The following is a 15,873-nucleotide window of genomic DNA, read 5'->3' as shown; positions in this document are numbered from 1 at the left end:
ATTTTCATAGTTAGCAAAGTCAGGAGGGAAAGTTTTGATTGCAGAATCTATTTGTAAATTAATGAAGGGCTATTCAGATGGCGTCATGATTCTAAATGAAAACTACGAAGTTGTTTGGCAGGACATGAATCAGATTAGTTCATTTGAGGTTGCTGAGGGCACTCATATTGCTGAACTCCTCCCATGTGAGCATGTACGCTTTGTGGAAAATGAAACATTCACAGTTTCATTTTCTCAAAAGAAATTTTCCGTTGAAGTGAAAACCTTCTCTGCAGATGTTCACTATATCATTCTTTGTTTTGAGGACATTTCTGACTTATTAGCCAATCCAAAAATGAGATTGTTTTGCTTGGAAAAAATTATAGAATCTCTTGGTGAAGGGGTTATGATGAGCAATCAAAATGGAGAAATTATTTTATACAATCTCGCTCAAGAAAAAATGGAAGGATTAAATCGGAATGAGATTATTGGCAAGCATTTATGGTCAGTTTATAACTATAATCCGCAAAATTCCGAACATAAACATACTTTTAAAACCGGAAAGCCGATATTTTCAAGATACAGGGCGCATTCAACTATTAATGGGGTCCCGAAGTATGTGAACTATAGTACTTTTCCCATTCAAAAGGATGGAGAAACCATCGCGGTATACTCTATTAGCACGAATGAGACTAGACTTAAAGATATGCTTTACCAAACAATTGAGCAAAAGCGGAAGATCGCCTTCACAGAAAAGAATGGTCAAGACTCAAAAAATGGCACTACCTACACATTTGAAAACATTAAGGGCAATAGCCTTTCCTTAAAAAATCTAATTCAGGAAGCACAGAACATTGCGATTCATAATACGGATGTCTTAATTGTCGGGGAAACAGGAACAGGAAAAGAACTGTTTGCCCAAAGTATTCATAATCATAGCTCAAGAGCTAACAGTCCATTTATCGCGATTAACTGTGCAGCCATTCCGGAAAACCTTTTGGAGAGCACCCTATTTGGTACTGTTAAAGGGGCATTTACAGGTGCCACTAATCAAATTGGTCTTTTCGAGCATGCAAAGGACGGGACATTATTTTTAGATGAGATTAACTCGATGCCTATGACATTGCAATCGAAGCTAATGCGCGTTTTGCAGGAACGATTAGTCAGACGAGTTGGCTCAAATGATGTTTCACCTGTTCAATGTACTGTCATCAGTGCCTCGAACGAAGATCCGGAAAAGCTTATAACTGAAGAAAAAATGAGACTTGACTTATTTTACCGTATTGCACGAACAAGCTTGTACATCCCTCCATTACGGGAACGGACAGAGGATATTCACTTCTTTATTGAATATTTCCTAGAATCCTATCAGGAAAAGTTCAATAAGATAGTGCCAAAAATCTCGAAATCATTGATGACAACTCTTCTTCAATATCATTGGCCGGGAAATACTAGAGAGCTTGAGCATTTAATAGAGAATCTCATTATTCGTGTTTCCGAAGCCGACAAGGCAATTGAAATAGATCACCTGCCAACTTACATAAGACGGAAAATCTTTTCCAATAAAAAAAATAAATCTATTGAAATGAAGGAATTAGAGAAAAAGCCGATGAAATCGATTTTTGCCAATTCCAAAGAGCATTTTATCCAAACAACCTTAGAACAAACAGATTGGAATATCTCTAAGGCCGCTAGGAAACTTGGCATTACCCGTCAAAGTCTTCAATACCATATTAAAAAGTATGGACTTGAAAAGCCACGATAAAAGAAAGAGGGACAGATTAGATTGTCAATGGCATCATTGAATCCTCCAATTTTTGGGCTCCTAAGTGTTAAAAAGTGTAAGAACTAATATTCAGATATCTATATCTGATTAATGGAAGTTCCAGGTTTCAAGGATGTTCAAACAGCCTTGAGAAAATTTGAAAAACTTACAGTTCCAAGTTGTATCTGCTAAACTATTAGTTTCTTTTTACATTAAGACTCCTCCGTATGTTTGAAATTTTGGTTGGGTAACCAAAATTTATTGGCAATAAACAGGAGTTTATTAATACCATGCTGAAAGCTTTTGGAACCCTATGCCTAGCATAGGGTTTTTATTTCCACAATAATAATTTACTCTTCACAGCTGTTAAAAATAAGATATTCTTGTATATCCTTCAATAAAATGGTAATATTATTTAGTTATTCTGAAGGGAAATCGAGGATACAGCATGAGAATAAGAGATTGGGATTCAAATCTAAAAGTACGATTATTTGGAGAAGCGGCAATTAACATCACTTTTTGGATGTTCTTCCCTTTTTTGACGATTTACTTTGCAGGTGAATTTGGGAAGGATAAAGCGGGATTGCTGCTTATTTTTTCTCAAGTATTTTCCGTTTTAGCCAATTTAATGGGCGGGTATTGCGCGGATCGTTTTGGAAGAAAAACGATGATGGTTTTATCAGCATTCGGACAGGGCCTTAGCTTTCTAGTCTTTGCGCTAGCCGATTCCCCATGGCTGAATTCGCCATGGCTAGGATTTATTTGCTTTGCCTTTGTTGGCATTTTCAGTTCATTTTATTGGCCGGCAAGTCAGGCAATGGTTGCAGATGTTGTGGAGGAAAAGCATCGCAGCCATGTATTTGCGATTTTCTATACCTCTATTAATATTGCAGTTGTGATCGGACCTGTGTTGGGAGCCATTTTTTACACGAAATACCGTTTCGAGCTTCTATTAATTGCGGGCATCATCTGTATTATTTTAGCTTGTATTTTAGCAAAAATGACGAGAGAAACTATGCCCAAACAGTCCCATATAGTTAATGAAAATGATAAATGGTATTCCTTTTTAATCAAGCAGATGAAGGATTATGGGATCATTTTTAAGGATAAAGTCTTCCTTCTATTTATCATAGCAGGTGTTCTGGCGGCACAAACATTTATGCAGCTGGATTTATTAATTCCGATTTATACGAGCGAGTTTATAAACAACCAAACACTGTTGAAATTCGGTGATTGGGCCTTTACGGTCAGTGGTGAGCAAGCTTTCGGCATTCTTTTATCTGAAAATGGTTTTCTCGTAGCCTTATTTACTGTAGCTGTCACGAAAATCATGATTAAATATAAGGAAAGAAATGTATTTGTGATTTCCTCCCTTACGTATGCAGTAGCCATTTTCATGTTTGGACAAACGACTTGGATTTGGGGTTTAATCATTGCAATGGCACTCTTTACATTCGGTGAGCTAATGACAGTAGGCATTCAGCAAAGCTTCGTTTCAAAAATCGCTCCTGAGCATATGCGCGGGCAATATTTTGCGGCTGCAAGCCTGCGGTTTACATTCGGCAAAACGATTGCACCCATTTCCATTCCCTTGACTGTGTGGATTGGGTATGACTGGACGTTTTCAATTTTAGCTGGCCTTGCGGTTTTAAGTGCTGTGCTTTACTGGCTCATGTTTTCCATTTCTGAAAAACCAAATACAGTAGTTGCCAAAAAGGGATCTGTCTAGGATTCCTTTTTGTTTTTTATTTCTTCAAAGTTTCTTTTTCCAAACAAAAAAGTTACAATTATAAAGAAGATTTTGGTAAAGGAGATTATATAATGAGTGACTTTCAAACGAATTTAGAAAAATATGCAGAGCTTGCTGTAAAGGTTGGCGTTAATATTCAAAATGGGCAAACTCTTGTCATCAATACAGCCCTCGATTCAGCTGAGTTAGTTCGACTTATCGTAAAGAATGCATACGAGGCCGGTGCTTATAATGTAGTTGTGAATTGGAATGACGATATTGTATCTCGTACGAAATATGAGCTCGCACCTGATGAGGCTTTCAATGAATATCCAGAATGGCGTGCGAAGGAACTTGAAGAATTGGCAAAGAACGGCGCTGCCTTTATGTCCATCGTTTCAGCAAGCCCCGACTTACTAAAGGGTGTTAAATCCGAGAGAATCGGTAATTTTCAAAAAGCTGCGGGGAAAGCACTTTCTAATTACAGAAAGTTGGTAATGGCGGATAAAGTCAGCTGGACCGTTATCGCAGCCCCGTCTCCTGCTTGGGCCGATATGGTATTCCCTGATGCACCTGCAGAAAAAAGAGTACAATTATTGTGGGATGCGATTTTTAAAGCTACACGTACAGATTTAGAAAATCCGGTGGAAGCTTGGAAGAAGCATGATGAAACACTGCACGAGAAAGTAGATTATTTGAACAGTAAACGCTATAAAAAGCTGCACTATAAAGCACCTGGAACTGATTTAACGATCGAGCTTCCTGAAAAGCACCTTTGGTGTGGGGCCGGCAGCATCAATGAAAAGGGTCATGAATTCATGGCCAATATGCCAACTGAAGAGGTATTTACTGTGCCTCATAGAACTGGTGTTAATGGAACGGTATCCAGTACAATGCCATTAAGCTATGGCGGAAATATTATCGATCAATTTTCATTAACATTTGAAAATGGCCGTATTGTTGATGTTAAGGCAGAGAAAGGTGAAGAAATTCTTAAACAGCTTGTCGAAACAGATGATGGCTCACATTATCTTGGTGAAGTGGCGCTCGTTCCTTTTAATTCACCAATTTCTCAATCTAATCTGCTTTTCTATAATACTTTGTTCGATGAAAACGCATCAAACCATCTTGCAATCGGCAGTGCCTATGCATTCTGTTTAGAAGGCGGAAAGCAAATGTCTAGTGATGAGTTAAAGGAACATGGTCTCAATGATAGCCTAACACATGTCGACTTCATGATTGGATCGGCCGAAATGGACATTGACGGCATTACAGCAGACGGAAAAACAGAGCCTGTCTTCCGCAATGGGGATTGGGCATTCTAAAAAGAAAAGCGGAAGAGCCTTGATCAGATGAACATCGACTAAAAACCGCCACGTCCTGTGGCGAACGCCGATGTCGGCACATCCTGTGCAAGTCCGACAAGCATAAGCCAAGCCGGCAGGAAGGTTGTACTTTAACCTTCTTGACGGCTTGGCTTATGACCTCGAGGTCGACAAAAACGCAACGTCCTCCCAAAAGCTCAGCTTTTGGTCGTGCGATGATTACGCTTCCGAAGCGTTCCTTGTCCTGTTGCATTGTCGACACTAGTACGTCCTGTACTTCGGGGCTAGGCGCTGAAGCTAGACAATAGCAGCCTTTGCTATGTTTATTTTTTTGATAAATAGATATTTTTCACCATACCATTCTCATCAGACAAAACCTCTACAACATATTTATCTGCATTGTAGACAGCGCGAATCTCCTTATCCGCATTGATCCCCTCTTGCTCCGGATCTCCAAGTAATTTCTTAATCTCTTCTAAAGTTGTTTTCACACGCTCGCCGGGAATGGAGACGGCTGTTACCGAACCAGTTGCACTATCATAAAAATAGGTAATTTCCGGGTACATCAAATAGGGTGTACCTTCCATAATCCCTTCCTCCATAAAATTAGGCTCGGATTTCTTGATGTTAGCAATATTCGTTCCGATTGGATACGGACTTCCTAAAGGGATTCCTTGCTTCGCTTTTTCAACCATATCATGGCTAAGCTCTATGTTATGGAAGGGATAGTATAACTCTCTCTTTTCACTCCATCGTTTATACCATTGCTCGCTTAAATTCTTTGACTTTTCATCAAATGCAGATTCATCTTTTTTGCTGATTTCCAATGTTTCTTCATTAAACTCCCATGTCACAAACTTCCAAACGTTATTTTCCTGTAAATGAGCAGTTTGCAAATATTTTTGATTAATCGTCTTTATTTCCGTTCCCGTAATTTCATCAAGTCCTTCTTCAGGAGCAACCTTCACAATCTCTCCATCTTTTATGGCATATAAATATGGATTAAAAGTACGTTGTTCACTTGGATGAAGTGCAATAAAGACCGCAGTTTTCCCTAACTTTATAGAATAGGCCTGGTTTAAAGATGGATTAAATTTGAAAGGGGCCCCATTGCCTAGGGCTATCTGTTTATATGCTACTGATGAATCCTTGTCTGCTAGATAAAAGAAATACATTCCGGTGAATAGTTGATTTTTCCCGCCTGAACCGTTCTCCTCTTTTATTACATTGTGCTCATCCTCAGCATAAAGAAACACCGAATAATCGTTTGACCCTTCTGTCGCTTCAAACTGGTAAAGCGCTTTTTCCTTTAACCAAGCTATGTCCTTTGTCTTCATCTTATCAACAGATGTTTGTACAGCTGAAGATTTAATTTGTGTATTCCCTGTAGTATTTATAGCATTTGTTTCATTCGAGCATGCTGCTAATAGTCCTGATAACATCAAGAAAGAAAGTATATATAGATAATTTTTCATTAAAATCTCCCTGTAAATAAAAGCAAAATTTGTATAAACAAGTGTTATTTTTTCATTAAAAAAATGACAAACTCTTTTTGTATGTTAAAAGTGTAACAAATCGCTCGCCATTCTACAAATCTCCCAATATACCCATTTTTCGAAAAACTCCCCTCATCGGCTAACCCCTACCTATCCTCTGTCTTAGGATAAAAATAATGCTTTCATAACTGGTGATTTGCCTAACGAGCATAGTATAATTAACGTTAATTTTGTAAGAGAAAGGTGTTTTTCAAGCTATGCTGAATGAATTTAAGAAATTCGCATTAAAAGGGAATGTGTTAGATCTTGCAGTCGGGGTCATAATCGGGGCTGCTTTCGGAAAAATTGTTTCCTCCCTCGTGGAAGATATTATTATGCCGCTAGTAGGGCTGCTTGTGGGTGGGGTTGATTTGACAAAGCAGCTTGTTATTACAGTTGGAACGGCTGAAGTAAGGGTTGGGGCTTTTACTCAGACTATTTTAGATTTCCTTATTATTGCGTTTTCGATTTTTATTTTCGTCAGAATCATCAACAAACGATTTAAAAAGCAGGAGGAATCGAAGCCGGCAGTCGATAAGAAGGAAGTTCTTCTAACGGAAATTAGGGATTTATTAAAAGAAAAATAATTTTTTTTGAAACCCTTATAAAGGACAAACGTATAATTATTAAGAAAAAATTTATGGGGTGAAGCATCATGTATATGCAACAAACAGCAAACCATAGTCATCTTCCTGCTGTCTTAAGAACATTTGCGATTTCATTAGGAATTGCCTTTATTGGCACAATGGCGGGAGTTTTTGTACCACCGGCTATGTTTTTGCCGCTCATTATTCTTGAAATAGGAATGCTCCTTTTTGCATTTATAATACGCCGAAAAAAGGCTATGTCTTATTCGTTCCTATTCGCCTTTACATTTATTTCGGGAATGACAACCTACCCGATTATTTCTCACTATCTTGCAACAATCGGCCCGAACCCGGTTTTGCTTGCATTAGCGACAACAACTACCGTTTTTACAGGCTTAGCGATTTATGCTTCAACAACAAAGCGTGATCTGACCTTCCTGGGCGGTATGCTGATGGCTGCTTTGTTTGCATTGATCGCCATTTCGATCTTTAATATTTTTTGGCCGCTTAGCTCAACAGGAATGCTTGCTTTCTCATTCATTGGTGTGCTTGTATTTAGCGGATATGTTCTTTTTGACTTTAATCGTATGAAAAGATACGGTGTAACGGCTGAGGAAGTTCCATTAATGGCTCTTAACTTATATCTTGATTTTATTAACTTATTCATTAATATACTGCGTATTTTCGGTATTCTTGGAAGCAGAGACTAAATTCTTATACTGGCTGTGTTTGTACTAAATTAATCAATATAAACACATAGAAAAATAGAGTGGAAGTTATGATCCACTCTATTTTATCGTTTTTTAAAAATTTTAACATTTGAAAGATTGTTTGAATCCGTGAAAATAATATCCTTTTTCTTAGTGATTTCTTCCAGCCTTTTTACCGCTTGCTCAAATTCTAAATTGCTCATTTGTTTGGTTGCTAGTAATGAACAAAGTATTGCAAACCCTATAGCAGTCGTATCAACATGAACATCTACCTGCAAATCCACATCTGAGTTTCCACTTTGCCCAATCGAATTTTTACTCTCGTTGTTTATTTTAATTGTATTTTGTTCTTTTGATCGTGCTTCAGCACTATTCCTATTTTCTTCAATGTTATTTATCTCTATGTCATTTTCTTCGTTTGAATTCATGAAACGGGAAATATATTTATTTGCTGGCCTTCTTGAACTCATACCATCACCTATCCTAATAAAGGCGGGACTTAATAATCCCACCTTTTATATTAGAAATCAAAATCAGCATCTATATCAGTATTTTGATTTTGGTCGTTATCCTGCTCCTGATCTGATCTTACACGTGCATTACTTTTGCTGTTTAATCTAATGTCGACTCTAGAGTTACCAGAATTATGGATTGTACTTCGAGCCACATTTGTGTTTTTATCCGTATTTTTAACATTAGCATCTGCTTCAGACTCTGATCTATTACGTAATTCGGTTTCGAAATCAGAATCCACATCTAGATCTACATCTGTGTTTGTATTGTTTCTGCGGTTTCCTCCCGCGCTCACAAAGTTATCATTGTCAAAATGGGATTTCCGTCTCCTTCTCCTCATATTAACTCCCACCTTTCTGATCTTATTAAATTTTTATGGTAGGCGTGTAAAAATACCCCTTTCATACACGCCTAACTATCTGAGTACAGACAAAAAGATTTTTAGCAGTAAAATAATAATTTTCACTGCTAAAAAAGCAATTTATACTGTTAATAAACTATTGAGTGGAGTTAGAATTATTTATACATTAATCATCTATATCTACATTAATATCTTGGTCTTGATCATTTTCCTGTTCTTGTTCTGACCGAACACGAGCGTTGCTTCTGCTATTCAGTGTAATGTCAACTCTCGAATTTCCTGAATTTGTGATTAAGCTTCGAGCAATATTCGTATTTTTATCAGTGTTACGAACATCTGCTTCAGCTTCAGAATTTGACCTATTTCTTAACCTATTATCAATATCTGTGTCAAAGTCTACATCCACATCAACATTTGTGTTTCGACGATTCCCTCTGTTTGAACTCCTAAAAAAATCTTGGTTTCCATTATCATCAAAAGATCTAGTCATTCTACCTTCATCTCCCTTCGGTGTACTTAATAAACAATATATTCGTGTACAACTATCATGAATAGACTAATCACCAAGGTTTTTTACCCATTTATTCATAAAAATATCTCCCACAGGAAAAACCTATGAGAGATAATTATTAAAAATTTTTTTAAGTTTAATAATGATAAATTTTTGAGTAAATCCATGATTTTATTTAATTTCCAAAAACTTGTGATTAGTAATTCATGTACTCCTCTTTTAAAATACTATAATAAGTTAAATCAATGGCCTTTCCGTCTTTAACAACATGATTCCGGAAAACTCCCTCGTGCTTCATTCCGCATTTTTCCATAATTATCCACGAACCAGGATTGCTTTTAAATGCAGCTGCATAAATACGATTCAGGTTTAATATTTCAAAACCGTATTTAATGACCAGTCTCGCTGCTTCCGTTCCATACCCTTTCCCCCAAAATGGCTTGCCAACCCAATAGCCAAGCTCTCCGCGGCGATGCTCCATTACTGGACCAATACTAATGAGGCCTATAAAACTATGATCCTTCTTGCTGATAATGGCAAAAGTGACAGCTTCCCCCTCTTGTTCTGTCTTCAGAACCTTGGCAATAAAATCCCTTGCAGAGCCCTTCGGATACGGATGCGGAATATATAAAGTCGTTTTCGCTATCTCGTAATCACTTGCATACTCTTCAATCTTTTCCGCATCATCCAGGGTTAAAGAGCGTAAAATGATTCGTTTTCCGTCTAAAAGCTCCATACTCGTACACACCTTTATTCAAGAGTTTCTTAACGACTATTATTCTACTGTGACAGCCAGCTCCTTAATTAATAAGGATGGCGAACCGATATAGCCTGGAGCGACAAAGGAGAATGAAAAGTCAAGATCAGATCCAATTTGTTCAATGCTGTTTAATAGCTCATAGAAATTCCCCGCGATTGTCATCTGTTTGACAGCGAACTGAATCTCGCCATCCTTAATATAATACCCTTTGGCAGCTAAAGAAAAATCACCTGAAACTGAGTCTGCCCCAGAATGCAGCCCTTCCAAATCCGTTATGATGATGCCTTCCTTTAAGGATGAAGTTAGCTCATCTAAACTTTTATGGCCAGGGGTAATATAGAAATTCGTTGGGGAAACAGCTAAAGATCCTTTATAGGAAGATTTATAGGCATTCCCCGTTGACTCGACATTTGCTTTCTCTGCTGTTTTCCGATTGTGAAGAAGTGTAACAAGTCTTCCATCTTTGACTATATCCTTTTTAGCTGTTGCCATTCCTTCACTGTCGAAGGTTTTGCTGAATAACCCGTTTTCAAGAAATGGATCATCTACAATTTGTAATGCAGGAACCGCAATGGCTTCTCCAACCTTTTCTTTTAAAAGAGACTGGCCCTTTTGTGCATTTTCAGCAGAAAAAATCGGCGAAAAGGTTTGCAGGAGACTTCCTGCTGCGGTGTTTCGTAATATTACGGGATAGCGTTTACTAACTGCCGTTTGCGCATTTAACTGTGAAAGAGCCTCTTCAACAGCATACTTGGCAATTTCTTCAGGAACTAAAGAGGAGAAATCCCTTGTCACGTTTATATATAAACCTGTTTTAATTTCATCCCCCTGCTTCACAACAACAGAAATAAACAGACCAATATGGTTAAGCCTTTCCTTCAGTTCTAGACCCTTGCTATTTATGATGGTTCTCTCTGAATCTGCACTTTCCAGCATAAAATAATTCGTCCCTGTCACTCTTTCATCATAGGCATAAATATGCTTTTCGATTTTCTTTAGTAGTTCTACTTTTTCTGGAATAGTTACTTTCTCCAGTTCATTTGAATAAAAACTTCCTTCATAGTAAGAGTCGCTTCCAGCAAATATCTCTTCCTTTGTTTCTTCCTCAGAAATTAGGGCATTTTCCTTGGCGCTTTCTACTAAAAATAATAAGGATTCCTCATCAAGCTTTTCGGTGAACGCGCTGCCTGTTTTCCCATCAATTATTCCCCGAAAGGAGACGCCAGCTATCTCAGAGCTTTCATAGGAATCCAGCTCGCCTTTGAACAAACTGCAACTGAATTTCTCCTCTTTTTCATAATAAAGCTCCATATCAGAAAAACCATGCTGCTCACCGAGTGAATAAAGCTTTTGCTTAAAATCCTGGATCATCATCCTTACTCAGCCTCCTTACTGCCGCCAACCGTCATTTCACTTACCCGAACCATTGGCTGGCCAACATTCACTGGGATGCTTCCGCTTAAAGAGCCGCACATTCCTGCACCATGAGCTAAATTATTGCCGACCATGTCGACCAGCTTTAATGTCTCGGCACCGTTTCCAATTAATGTAGCCCCTTTAAGCGGTTTGCCTAGCTTACCATCTTTCACCGTATATGCTTCCATTACCGCAAAATTATAGTCCCCGGTTGCTGGATTAACGGAACCGCCCCCCATATATTTAGCATAAATTCCATGCTCCGTATTGGCGATAATCTCTTCTGGAGTGGATTTGCCTTCCGCAATATAAGTATTCGTCATTCTGGAAGTCGGAGCAAAGCGGTAGGATTGTCTTCTGCCAGAACCCGTTGATGGCATGCCCATTCTTCGGCTGTTAAATTTATCAATCAAATAACCTTTTAATATCCCATTTTCAATGAGGACATTTTTTCGCACTTTTTCACCTTCATCATCGATTGTAATCGATCCCCACTCGTTCTCTAGTGTGCCGTCATCAATATATGTAACGACATCTGAAGCAACTTTTTCGCCTATCCGATTCGCAAAAACAGAGTTATTCTTCGCAACAGATGTAGCCTCAAGTCCATGTCCGCAAGCTTCATGAAAAATAACCCCGCCAAATTCATTATCAATAATAACCGGGAACTTCCCACTTGGACATGGTTCGGCACCTAGCATTGTCACAGCGATCCGAGAGGCTTCCCTCGCATAATGCTCAAGATTTAGATTTTCAAAAAACTCAAATCCCTTGTGAGCACCCGGACCGTAGAAGCCAGGCTGAATTTGGCTGCCGTCAGAGGCAATGGATTGGATCGCCAATCTGCTCCTCACTCTCTTATCCTCAACCAATTTCCCTTCACTATTTGCAATCAGTACATTTTGCTCTTCGTCTATATAACGAATTAATACCTGCTGAATACTAGAGTGATAGTTTTTTGCTATTTCATAAGCCTTTTTCATCACATCCGCTTTGCGGAATTTTTCGGTATCTTTCGGATTTATTTCAATTGGATGTCCGCACTTAATAATCTCTTTAACAAGAGTCTGTGGCTGGATAATCTCATTTCCAGTAATAGCATGGGCTGCATTTCTAGCTGCTTTTAACAATCCTTCCTTTGATGCATCGGTTGTATACGTATAGACACTTTGTAAACCTTTAAAAACCCGGATTCCAATCCCAAAATCCCTGCCTGACAAACTATTTTCAATTTTGCCGCTCTGAAGGGTCAGGTTATTCGTATATCGGTCCTCGACAAACACTTCAGAGAAATCACCGCCGGTTGCAAGCGCAGCGGCAAGGACATCCTCAATGACAGATGTTGAAAGCATGAAACTCCCCCTTTTGATCAGACTATTCAAAACCATCAAACAATAATATTATACTAGTTTTTTCCTATTTTTACTACTATTGTGGGTTTCGATATCTTCGTGATCTGCTTTGATTTGTTTGACAATATCCTCCCAGACCGTTTCATCATCTGCCAAGAAATGTCCCGCTTCAGGCACAAAGTGAGAAACAGCTTCAGGTATCGCTTGCGACACTTTCCTTATCTCATCAAAAGGAGCCATCCGGTCACCCTCCCCGTGCCAAATATGAACCGGGATTTGTATATCACTTAATTGAAATCCCCATGGCCTTGACAGCAATTTGACTTCATCAACTGCCCCGTCTGTTCTTACTTGAAGAGCCCCCATTAAGTGTGCCATCATATCCTTAATCTGATCATCCGTTTGAATGAATTGGCGGTCCCATTCGCCTAAATGTTTATTTCCTTTTTTCATTGAAATCATAAATTTTTCCGGTTTCTGCCCCATCATCTTCTTTTGCATTTTATAAGAATAGTTGACTAACCAAGGTACATGTTTACTTAAGATAAACGCAATTCGATTCTCCTTCACCATACTTTTTGGCGGTTTTCCATTGTCAAAAGGGGCTACGCTTGAAATCATGGAAACATGATTTAATCGTTCAGGTATTTGGTATGCACAAGCGGCCGCAAAAGCTCCTCCACCTGACACACCTAAAACTGAAAAACGATCAAGACCAAGTTCATCCGCTAATTCCCCGACATCAAATGCCCAGTCAAGCAGGCTCCGATTTTTCTTCGGATCGGATGTTCCAAAGCCAGGTCTGTCTGTTGCGATGAGTCTCAGCCCGGCTTTTGTTATCTCACTATCATCTCTAAACCATATTTTGGACCCGGGAGTTCCATGAAAAGCCATCACTGGAATTCCTTCCGCTTTACCGTATTCGATATAACCTAATTTGCGCCCATCTATTAACCGAAATACTCTCTCTTCCATTTTCCTATCCCCTTTATCGTTGTTACCTTCATTGTAAAAGATCACGTAACGAGAGGTTCAAGTGGGATTTTTAAATTTTTTTCAAAAAAATAGAAGCTGTCTAAGCAGCTCCAATTTATAAAACCCCTGAAAACAGTCTTGCAAATGACTCCTTCGATCTTTCAACAAAACCTCTTTTGAAATATTGAACAGGACTGATTTTTTCGCTATATTCCATATCTTCTTCGTAATGGGCTACGAGTTCCCGGATGGAGCTTGTGCCATACAGGAATACATTGACTTCAAAATTCAAGTGAAAACTGCGCATGTCCATATTTGCCGTTCCCAGCGAAGCAAGATTGCCATCAATAATAATAATTTTCTGGTGCAAAAATCCTTTCTTATAAGAATATATTTCTGCCCCAAAACGAAGCAGCTCAGGGAAATAGGATCTGCTTGCATATTGGGTTAGAAAACCATCATTAATTTCCGGAACCATGATTCGAACCTCTATTCCTTTTCCAGCAGCAACTCTTAATGCAGTCCGAATGGCTTCATCAGGTACAAAATAGGGGCTCGCTATCCAGATCGACTTAGTAGCTGAGGAAATCATGGAAAAATAAAAATCACTCATTAGCCCCTGCTGAGTGTCTGGACCACTCGCTACAATTTGTACCGCACCATCCAGGACATCCTCTTCTATTTTTGATTTATATGACGTATATTTCCCAAGAAGCTTTTCCCCACTGACATATTCCCAATCAAGTAAAAAGACTGTATGAAGGGAATACACAGCCTCCCCTATAAGCAGCATATGAGTATCACGCCAAAATCCGATCGTTTTATCCTCACCAAGATACTCTACACCAACATTCAAACCGCCTACAAAGCCAACCTTTCCATCGATCACAATGATCTTACGATGATTGCGAAAATTAATCTTTTGATTAAAAAATCCGTACTTTAATGGGGAAAATGACTTTACTTTTATCCCGGCCTTCTGCATAGCCTGTATATCTTCAGCATCCATTTTTCTGCTCCCGACTGCATCGACCATAAACAAAACCTCTACGTTTTTTCGCGCCTTTTCAATAAGGATTTGAATAATTTCCTTACCAAGACGGTCGGATCGGTATATATAGTATTCCATATGAATAAAAACTTCCGCTTCACTCAATTTTTCCTTAATTTCGGAAAATGTTTCTTCTCCATCTTTTAATATCATTGCTCGTGAAGCTGTACTTATCGGAGTAGGAGAAGCATTGCTTGCATACTTTAAAAAAGAATGCTGAGTGTCTTGTAAAAATGAAAAATCAGGGGAAGATTCCTGCTGCAAAAGCTTCTTCCACTCATCCCGATCCCTTTTTCGCTTACTTTTAAAAAGATATCCTTTTAAATAAAGCTGTCCGGAAAATAAATAAAATAGATATCCTAAAACAGGGAAAAAAATTAAAACGTATACCCATAAAAGGGTATGCTGAGGAGATCGATTCTCTAGCATTAAGGAAAATATACTAATCGCGAGCGCTGAAAAATATAACATTGAAATCACGGCTTTGACTTCCAAGCCGTAATGGCCGAAAAGGATCATATATAGGGAAAGTATTAAAACAAAAGCAATTAAAAACTCCAACCGGCGCTTTCTCATCTCATCGTTCTCCATGACTCATAAGTAGTAAAAACTGTATGCCTATTATTTCCTATTTACCCAAAATTAAATATGAAAAAACTTGGGATTATTGTACACTAATTAGAATTAGAGTCCACGAGGTGAAGTTATGAATATTAGACTTTTAAATCCAGATGATGCTGTTGCTTATCGTGATTTAAGATTAATTGCATTAAAAGATCATCCGTCCGCCTTTGCTTCCAGCTATGAAGAAGAGAAAGACCGTCCTGCTGAAGTATATGGAGAAAGATTTCAATCAGGGGATTCCTTAACTTTCGGTGCATTTGAGGATGATGCTTTAATCGGTTCGGTGACGTTGTTTAATGAATCCAAGTTGAAACTTAAACACCGGGCAAATATTTTCGCAATGTATGTTTCTACTGAAAAGCGTAAAATGGGCATTGGAAAACAATTAATATCTGCGGCAATAGAAAAGGCGAAAGAATTAAACGAGATCGAACAAATTTATTTAACGGTTGAGGCGACAAATGAACCTGCAAAAAAACTATACCATTCTTTTGGTTTCGAAACATTTGGAAGGGATAAAAAAGCGTTAAAAATCGGAAATGTGTATTTCGATGAGGAGCATATGGTGTTGTATTTATGATAGTTATTAATAAAAAAATTTGGTGATGTTCTTTAAGTGCATATCCAATGAATGATTTGCATCAAATGGAGATTCAGGTTTCCGTTATTCGTGAATTCTC

The 15,873-nt window shown here is 38.3% G+C and carries 15 protein-coding genes; 6 read left to right on the top strand and 9 right to left on the bottom strand.

Annotated elements, in window-relative coordinates; all coding sequences use genetic code 11:
• Positions 1 to 34: 34 nt before the first annotated feature.
• From V7127_RS04395 to V7127_RS04385, 3 genes are all read left to right on the top strand, one after another.
• Positions 35 to 1,744 (top strand): sigma-54 interaction domain-containing protein, encoded by a 1,710-nt coding sequence (locus V7127_RS04395; protein WP_335354068.1) that lies wholly within the window; start codon positions 35 to 37, stop codon positions 1,742 to 1,744.
• Between the two features lie 448 nt (positions 1,745 to 2,192).
• A complete protein-coding gene (locus tag V7127_RS04390; RefSeq protein WP_335483890.1) occupies positions 2,193 to 3,473 on the top strand; it encodes an MDR family MFS transporter in 1,281 nt (426 codons plus the stop codon).
• 92 nt (positions 3,474 to 3,565) lie between these two features.
• Positions 3,566 to 4,798, top strand: a complete 1,233-nt coding sequence (locus V7127_RS04385) for an aminopeptidase (protein WP_335483888.1) — start codon at positions 3,566 to 3,568, stop codon at positions 4,796 to 4,798.
• A 323-nt stretch (positions 4,799 to 5,121) separates the two neighbouring features.
• Here V7127_RS04385 and V7127_RS04380 read toward each other — a convergent pair whose 3' ends face one another.
• Positions 5,122 to 6,273: a hypothetical protein gene (locus tag V7127_RS04380; RefSeq protein WP_335483886.1), complete on the bottom strand. Its 1,152-nt coding sequence runs from the start codon at positions 6,271 to 6,273 to the stop codon at positions 5,122 to 5,124.
• Positions 6,274 to 6,551: 278 nt separating this feature from the next.
• Here V7127_RS04380 and mscL point away from each other — a divergent pair, with 278 nt between their 5' ends.
• Together mscL and V7127_RS04370 are read left to right on the top strand one after the other, a co-directional pair.
• Positions 6,552 to 6,920 (top strand): large-conductance mechanosensitive channel protein MscL, encoded by a 369-nt coding sequence (gene mscL / locus V7127_RS04375; protein ID WP_335346767.1) that lies wholly within the window; start codon positions 6,552 to 6,554, stop codon positions 6,918 to 6,920.
• 68 nt (positions 6,921 to 6,988) lie between these two features.
• Entirely contained in the window at positions 6,989 to 7,630 is a 642-nt protein-coding gene (locus V7127_RS04370; RefSeq protein ID WP_335346766.1) for a Bax inhibitor-1/YccA family protein, read from the top strand.
• 83 nt (positions 7,631 to 7,713) lie between these two features.
• Here the strand turns inward: V7127_RS04370 and V7127_RS04365 are convergent, their stop codons facing one another.
• From V7127_RS04365 to cls, 8 genes are all read right to left on the bottom strand, one after another.
• Complete coding sequence (locus V7127_RS04365; RefSeq protein ID WP_335483884.1) at positions 7,714 to 8,142, bottom strand: hypothetical protein; 429 nt, start codon at positions 8,140 to 8,142, stop codon at positions 7,714 to 7,716.
• A gap of 8 nt (positions 8,143 to 8,150) precedes the next feature.
• Positions 8,151 to 8,483 carry a hypothetical protein gene (locus V7127_RS04360; RefSeq protein WP_335346764.1) on the bottom strand — a complete coding sequence of 111 codons (333 nt, stop codon included), beginning with the start codon at positions 8,481 to 8,483 and terminating at the stop codon, positions 8,151 to 8,153.
• A 187-nt stretch (positions 8,484 to 8,670) separates the two neighbouring features.
• The gene (locus tag V7127_RS04355) at positions 8,671 to 8,994 is read right to left on the bottom strand and encodes a hypothetical protein (RefSeq protein WP_335346763.1); all 324 of its coding nucleotides are present in this window, start codon (positions 8,992 to 8,994) and stop codon (positions 8,671 to 8,673) included.
• A 217-nt stretch (positions 8,995 to 9,211) separates the two neighbouring features.
• Complete coding sequence (locus tag V7127_RS04350; RefSeq protein ID WP_335483882.1) at positions 9,212 to 9,751, bottom strand: GNAT family N-acetyltransferase; 540 nt, start codon at positions 9,749 to 9,751, stop codon at positions 9,212 to 9,214.
• 39 nt (positions 9,752 to 9,790) lie between these two features.
• A complete protein-coding gene (locus V7127_RS04345) occupies positions 9,791 to 11,149 on the bottom strand; it encodes a TldD/PmbA family protein (protein ID WP_335483880.1) in 1,359 nt (452 codons plus the stop codon).
• Positions 11,150 to 11,151: 2 nt separating this feature from the next.
• Entirely contained in the window at positions 11,152 to 12,543 is a 1,392-nt protein-coding gene (locus V7127_RS04340; protein ID WP_335483878.1) for a TldD/PmbA family protein, read from the bottom strand.
• A gap of 48 nt (positions 12,544 to 12,591) precedes the next feature.
• Positions 12,592 to 13,518, bottom strand: coding sequence for an alpha/beta fold hydrolase (locus tag V7127_RS04335; RefSeq protein WP_335483877.1), 927 nt, complete (start codon positions 13,516 to 13,518; stop codon positions 12,592 to 12,594).
• 115 nt (positions 13,519 to 13,633) lie between these two features.
• A complete protein-coding gene (gene cls / locus V7127_RS04330; RefSeq protein ID WP_335483875.1) occupies positions 13,634 to 15,145 on the bottom strand; it encodes a cardiolipin synthase in 1,512 nt (503 codons plus the stop codon).
• Between the two features lie 130 nt (positions 15,146 to 15,275).
• Between cls and V7127_RS04325 the strand changes: the two genes are divergently transcribed.
• Positions 15,276 to 15,773 (top strand): GNAT family N-acetyltransferase, encoded by a 498-nt coding sequence (locus V7127_RS04325; RefSeq protein ID WP_335483872.1) that lies wholly within the window; start codon positions 15,276 to 15,278, stop codon positions 15,771 to 15,773.
• Positions 15,774 to 15,873 lie beyond the last annotated feature (100 nt).

The sequence above is a fragment of the Bacillus sp. JJ1773 genome (genome assembly GCF_036962035.1).
Taxonomy (GTDB): domain Bacteria; phylum Bacillota; class Bacilli; order Bacillales; family Cytobacillaceae; genus Cytobacillus.
Note: the sequence above shows the minus strand (reverse complement) of the source record. Positions and strands in the feature narration are given on the sequence as shown.

What these genes read in the sequence shown, in the direction of transcription:
- V7127_RS04390 (WP_335483890.1), top strand. Translation starts at nt 2,193, where the DNA reads ATGAGAATAAGAGATTGGGATTCAAATCTAAAAGTACGATTATTTGGA.
- V7127_RS04385 (WP_335483888.1), top strand. Translation starts at nt 3,566, where the DNA reads ATGAGTGACTTTCAAACGAATTTAGAAAAATATGCAGAGCTTGCTGTA.
- V7127_RS04380 (WP_335483886.1), bottom strand. Translation starts at nt 6,273, where the DNA reads ATGAAAAATTATCTATATATACTTTCTTTCTTGATGTTATCAGGACTA.
- mscL (WP_335346767.1), top strand. Translation starts at nt 6,552, where the DNA reads ATGCTGAATGAATTTAAGAAATTCGCATTAAAAGGGAATGTGTTAGAT.
- V7127_RS04370 (WP_335346766.1), top strand. Translation starts at nt 6,989, where the DNA reads ATGTATATGCAACAAACAGCAAACCATAGTCATCTTCCTGCTGTCTTA.
- V7127_RS04360 (WP_335346764.1), bottom strand. Translation starts at nt 8,483, where the DNA reads ATGAGGAGAAGGAGACGGAAATCCCATTTTGACAATGATAACTTTGTG.
- V7127_RS04355 (WP_335346763.1), bottom strand. Translation starts at nt 8,994, where the DNA reads ATGACTAGATCTTTTGATGATAATGGAAACCAAGATTTTTTTAGGAGT.
- V7127_RS04350 (WP_335483882.1), bottom strand. Translation starts at nt 9,751, where the DNA reads ATGGAGCTTTTAGACGGAAAACGAATCATTTTACGCTCTTTAACCCTG.
- V7127_RS04345 (WP_335483880.1), bottom strand. Translation starts at nt 11,149, where the DNA reads ATGATGATCCAGGATTTTAAGCAAAAGCTTTATTCACTCGGTGAGCAG.
- V7127_RS04340 (WP_335483878.1), bottom strand. Translation starts at nt 12,543, where the DNA reads ATGCTTTCAACATCTGTCATTGAGGATGTCCTTGCCGCTGCGCTTGCA.
- V7127_RS04335 (WP_335483877.1), bottom strand. Translation starts at nt 13,518, where the DNA reads ATGGAAGAGAGAGTATTTCGGTTAATAGATGGGCGCAAATTAGGTTAT.
- cls (WP_335483875.1), bottom strand. Translation starts at nt 15,145, where the DNA reads ATGAGAAAGCGCCGGTTGGAGTTTTTAATTGCTTTTGTTTTAATACTT.
- V7127_RS04325 (WP_335483872.1), top strand. Translation starts at nt 15,276, where the DNA reads ATGAATATTAGACTTTTAAATCCAGATGATGCTGTTGCTTATCGTGAT.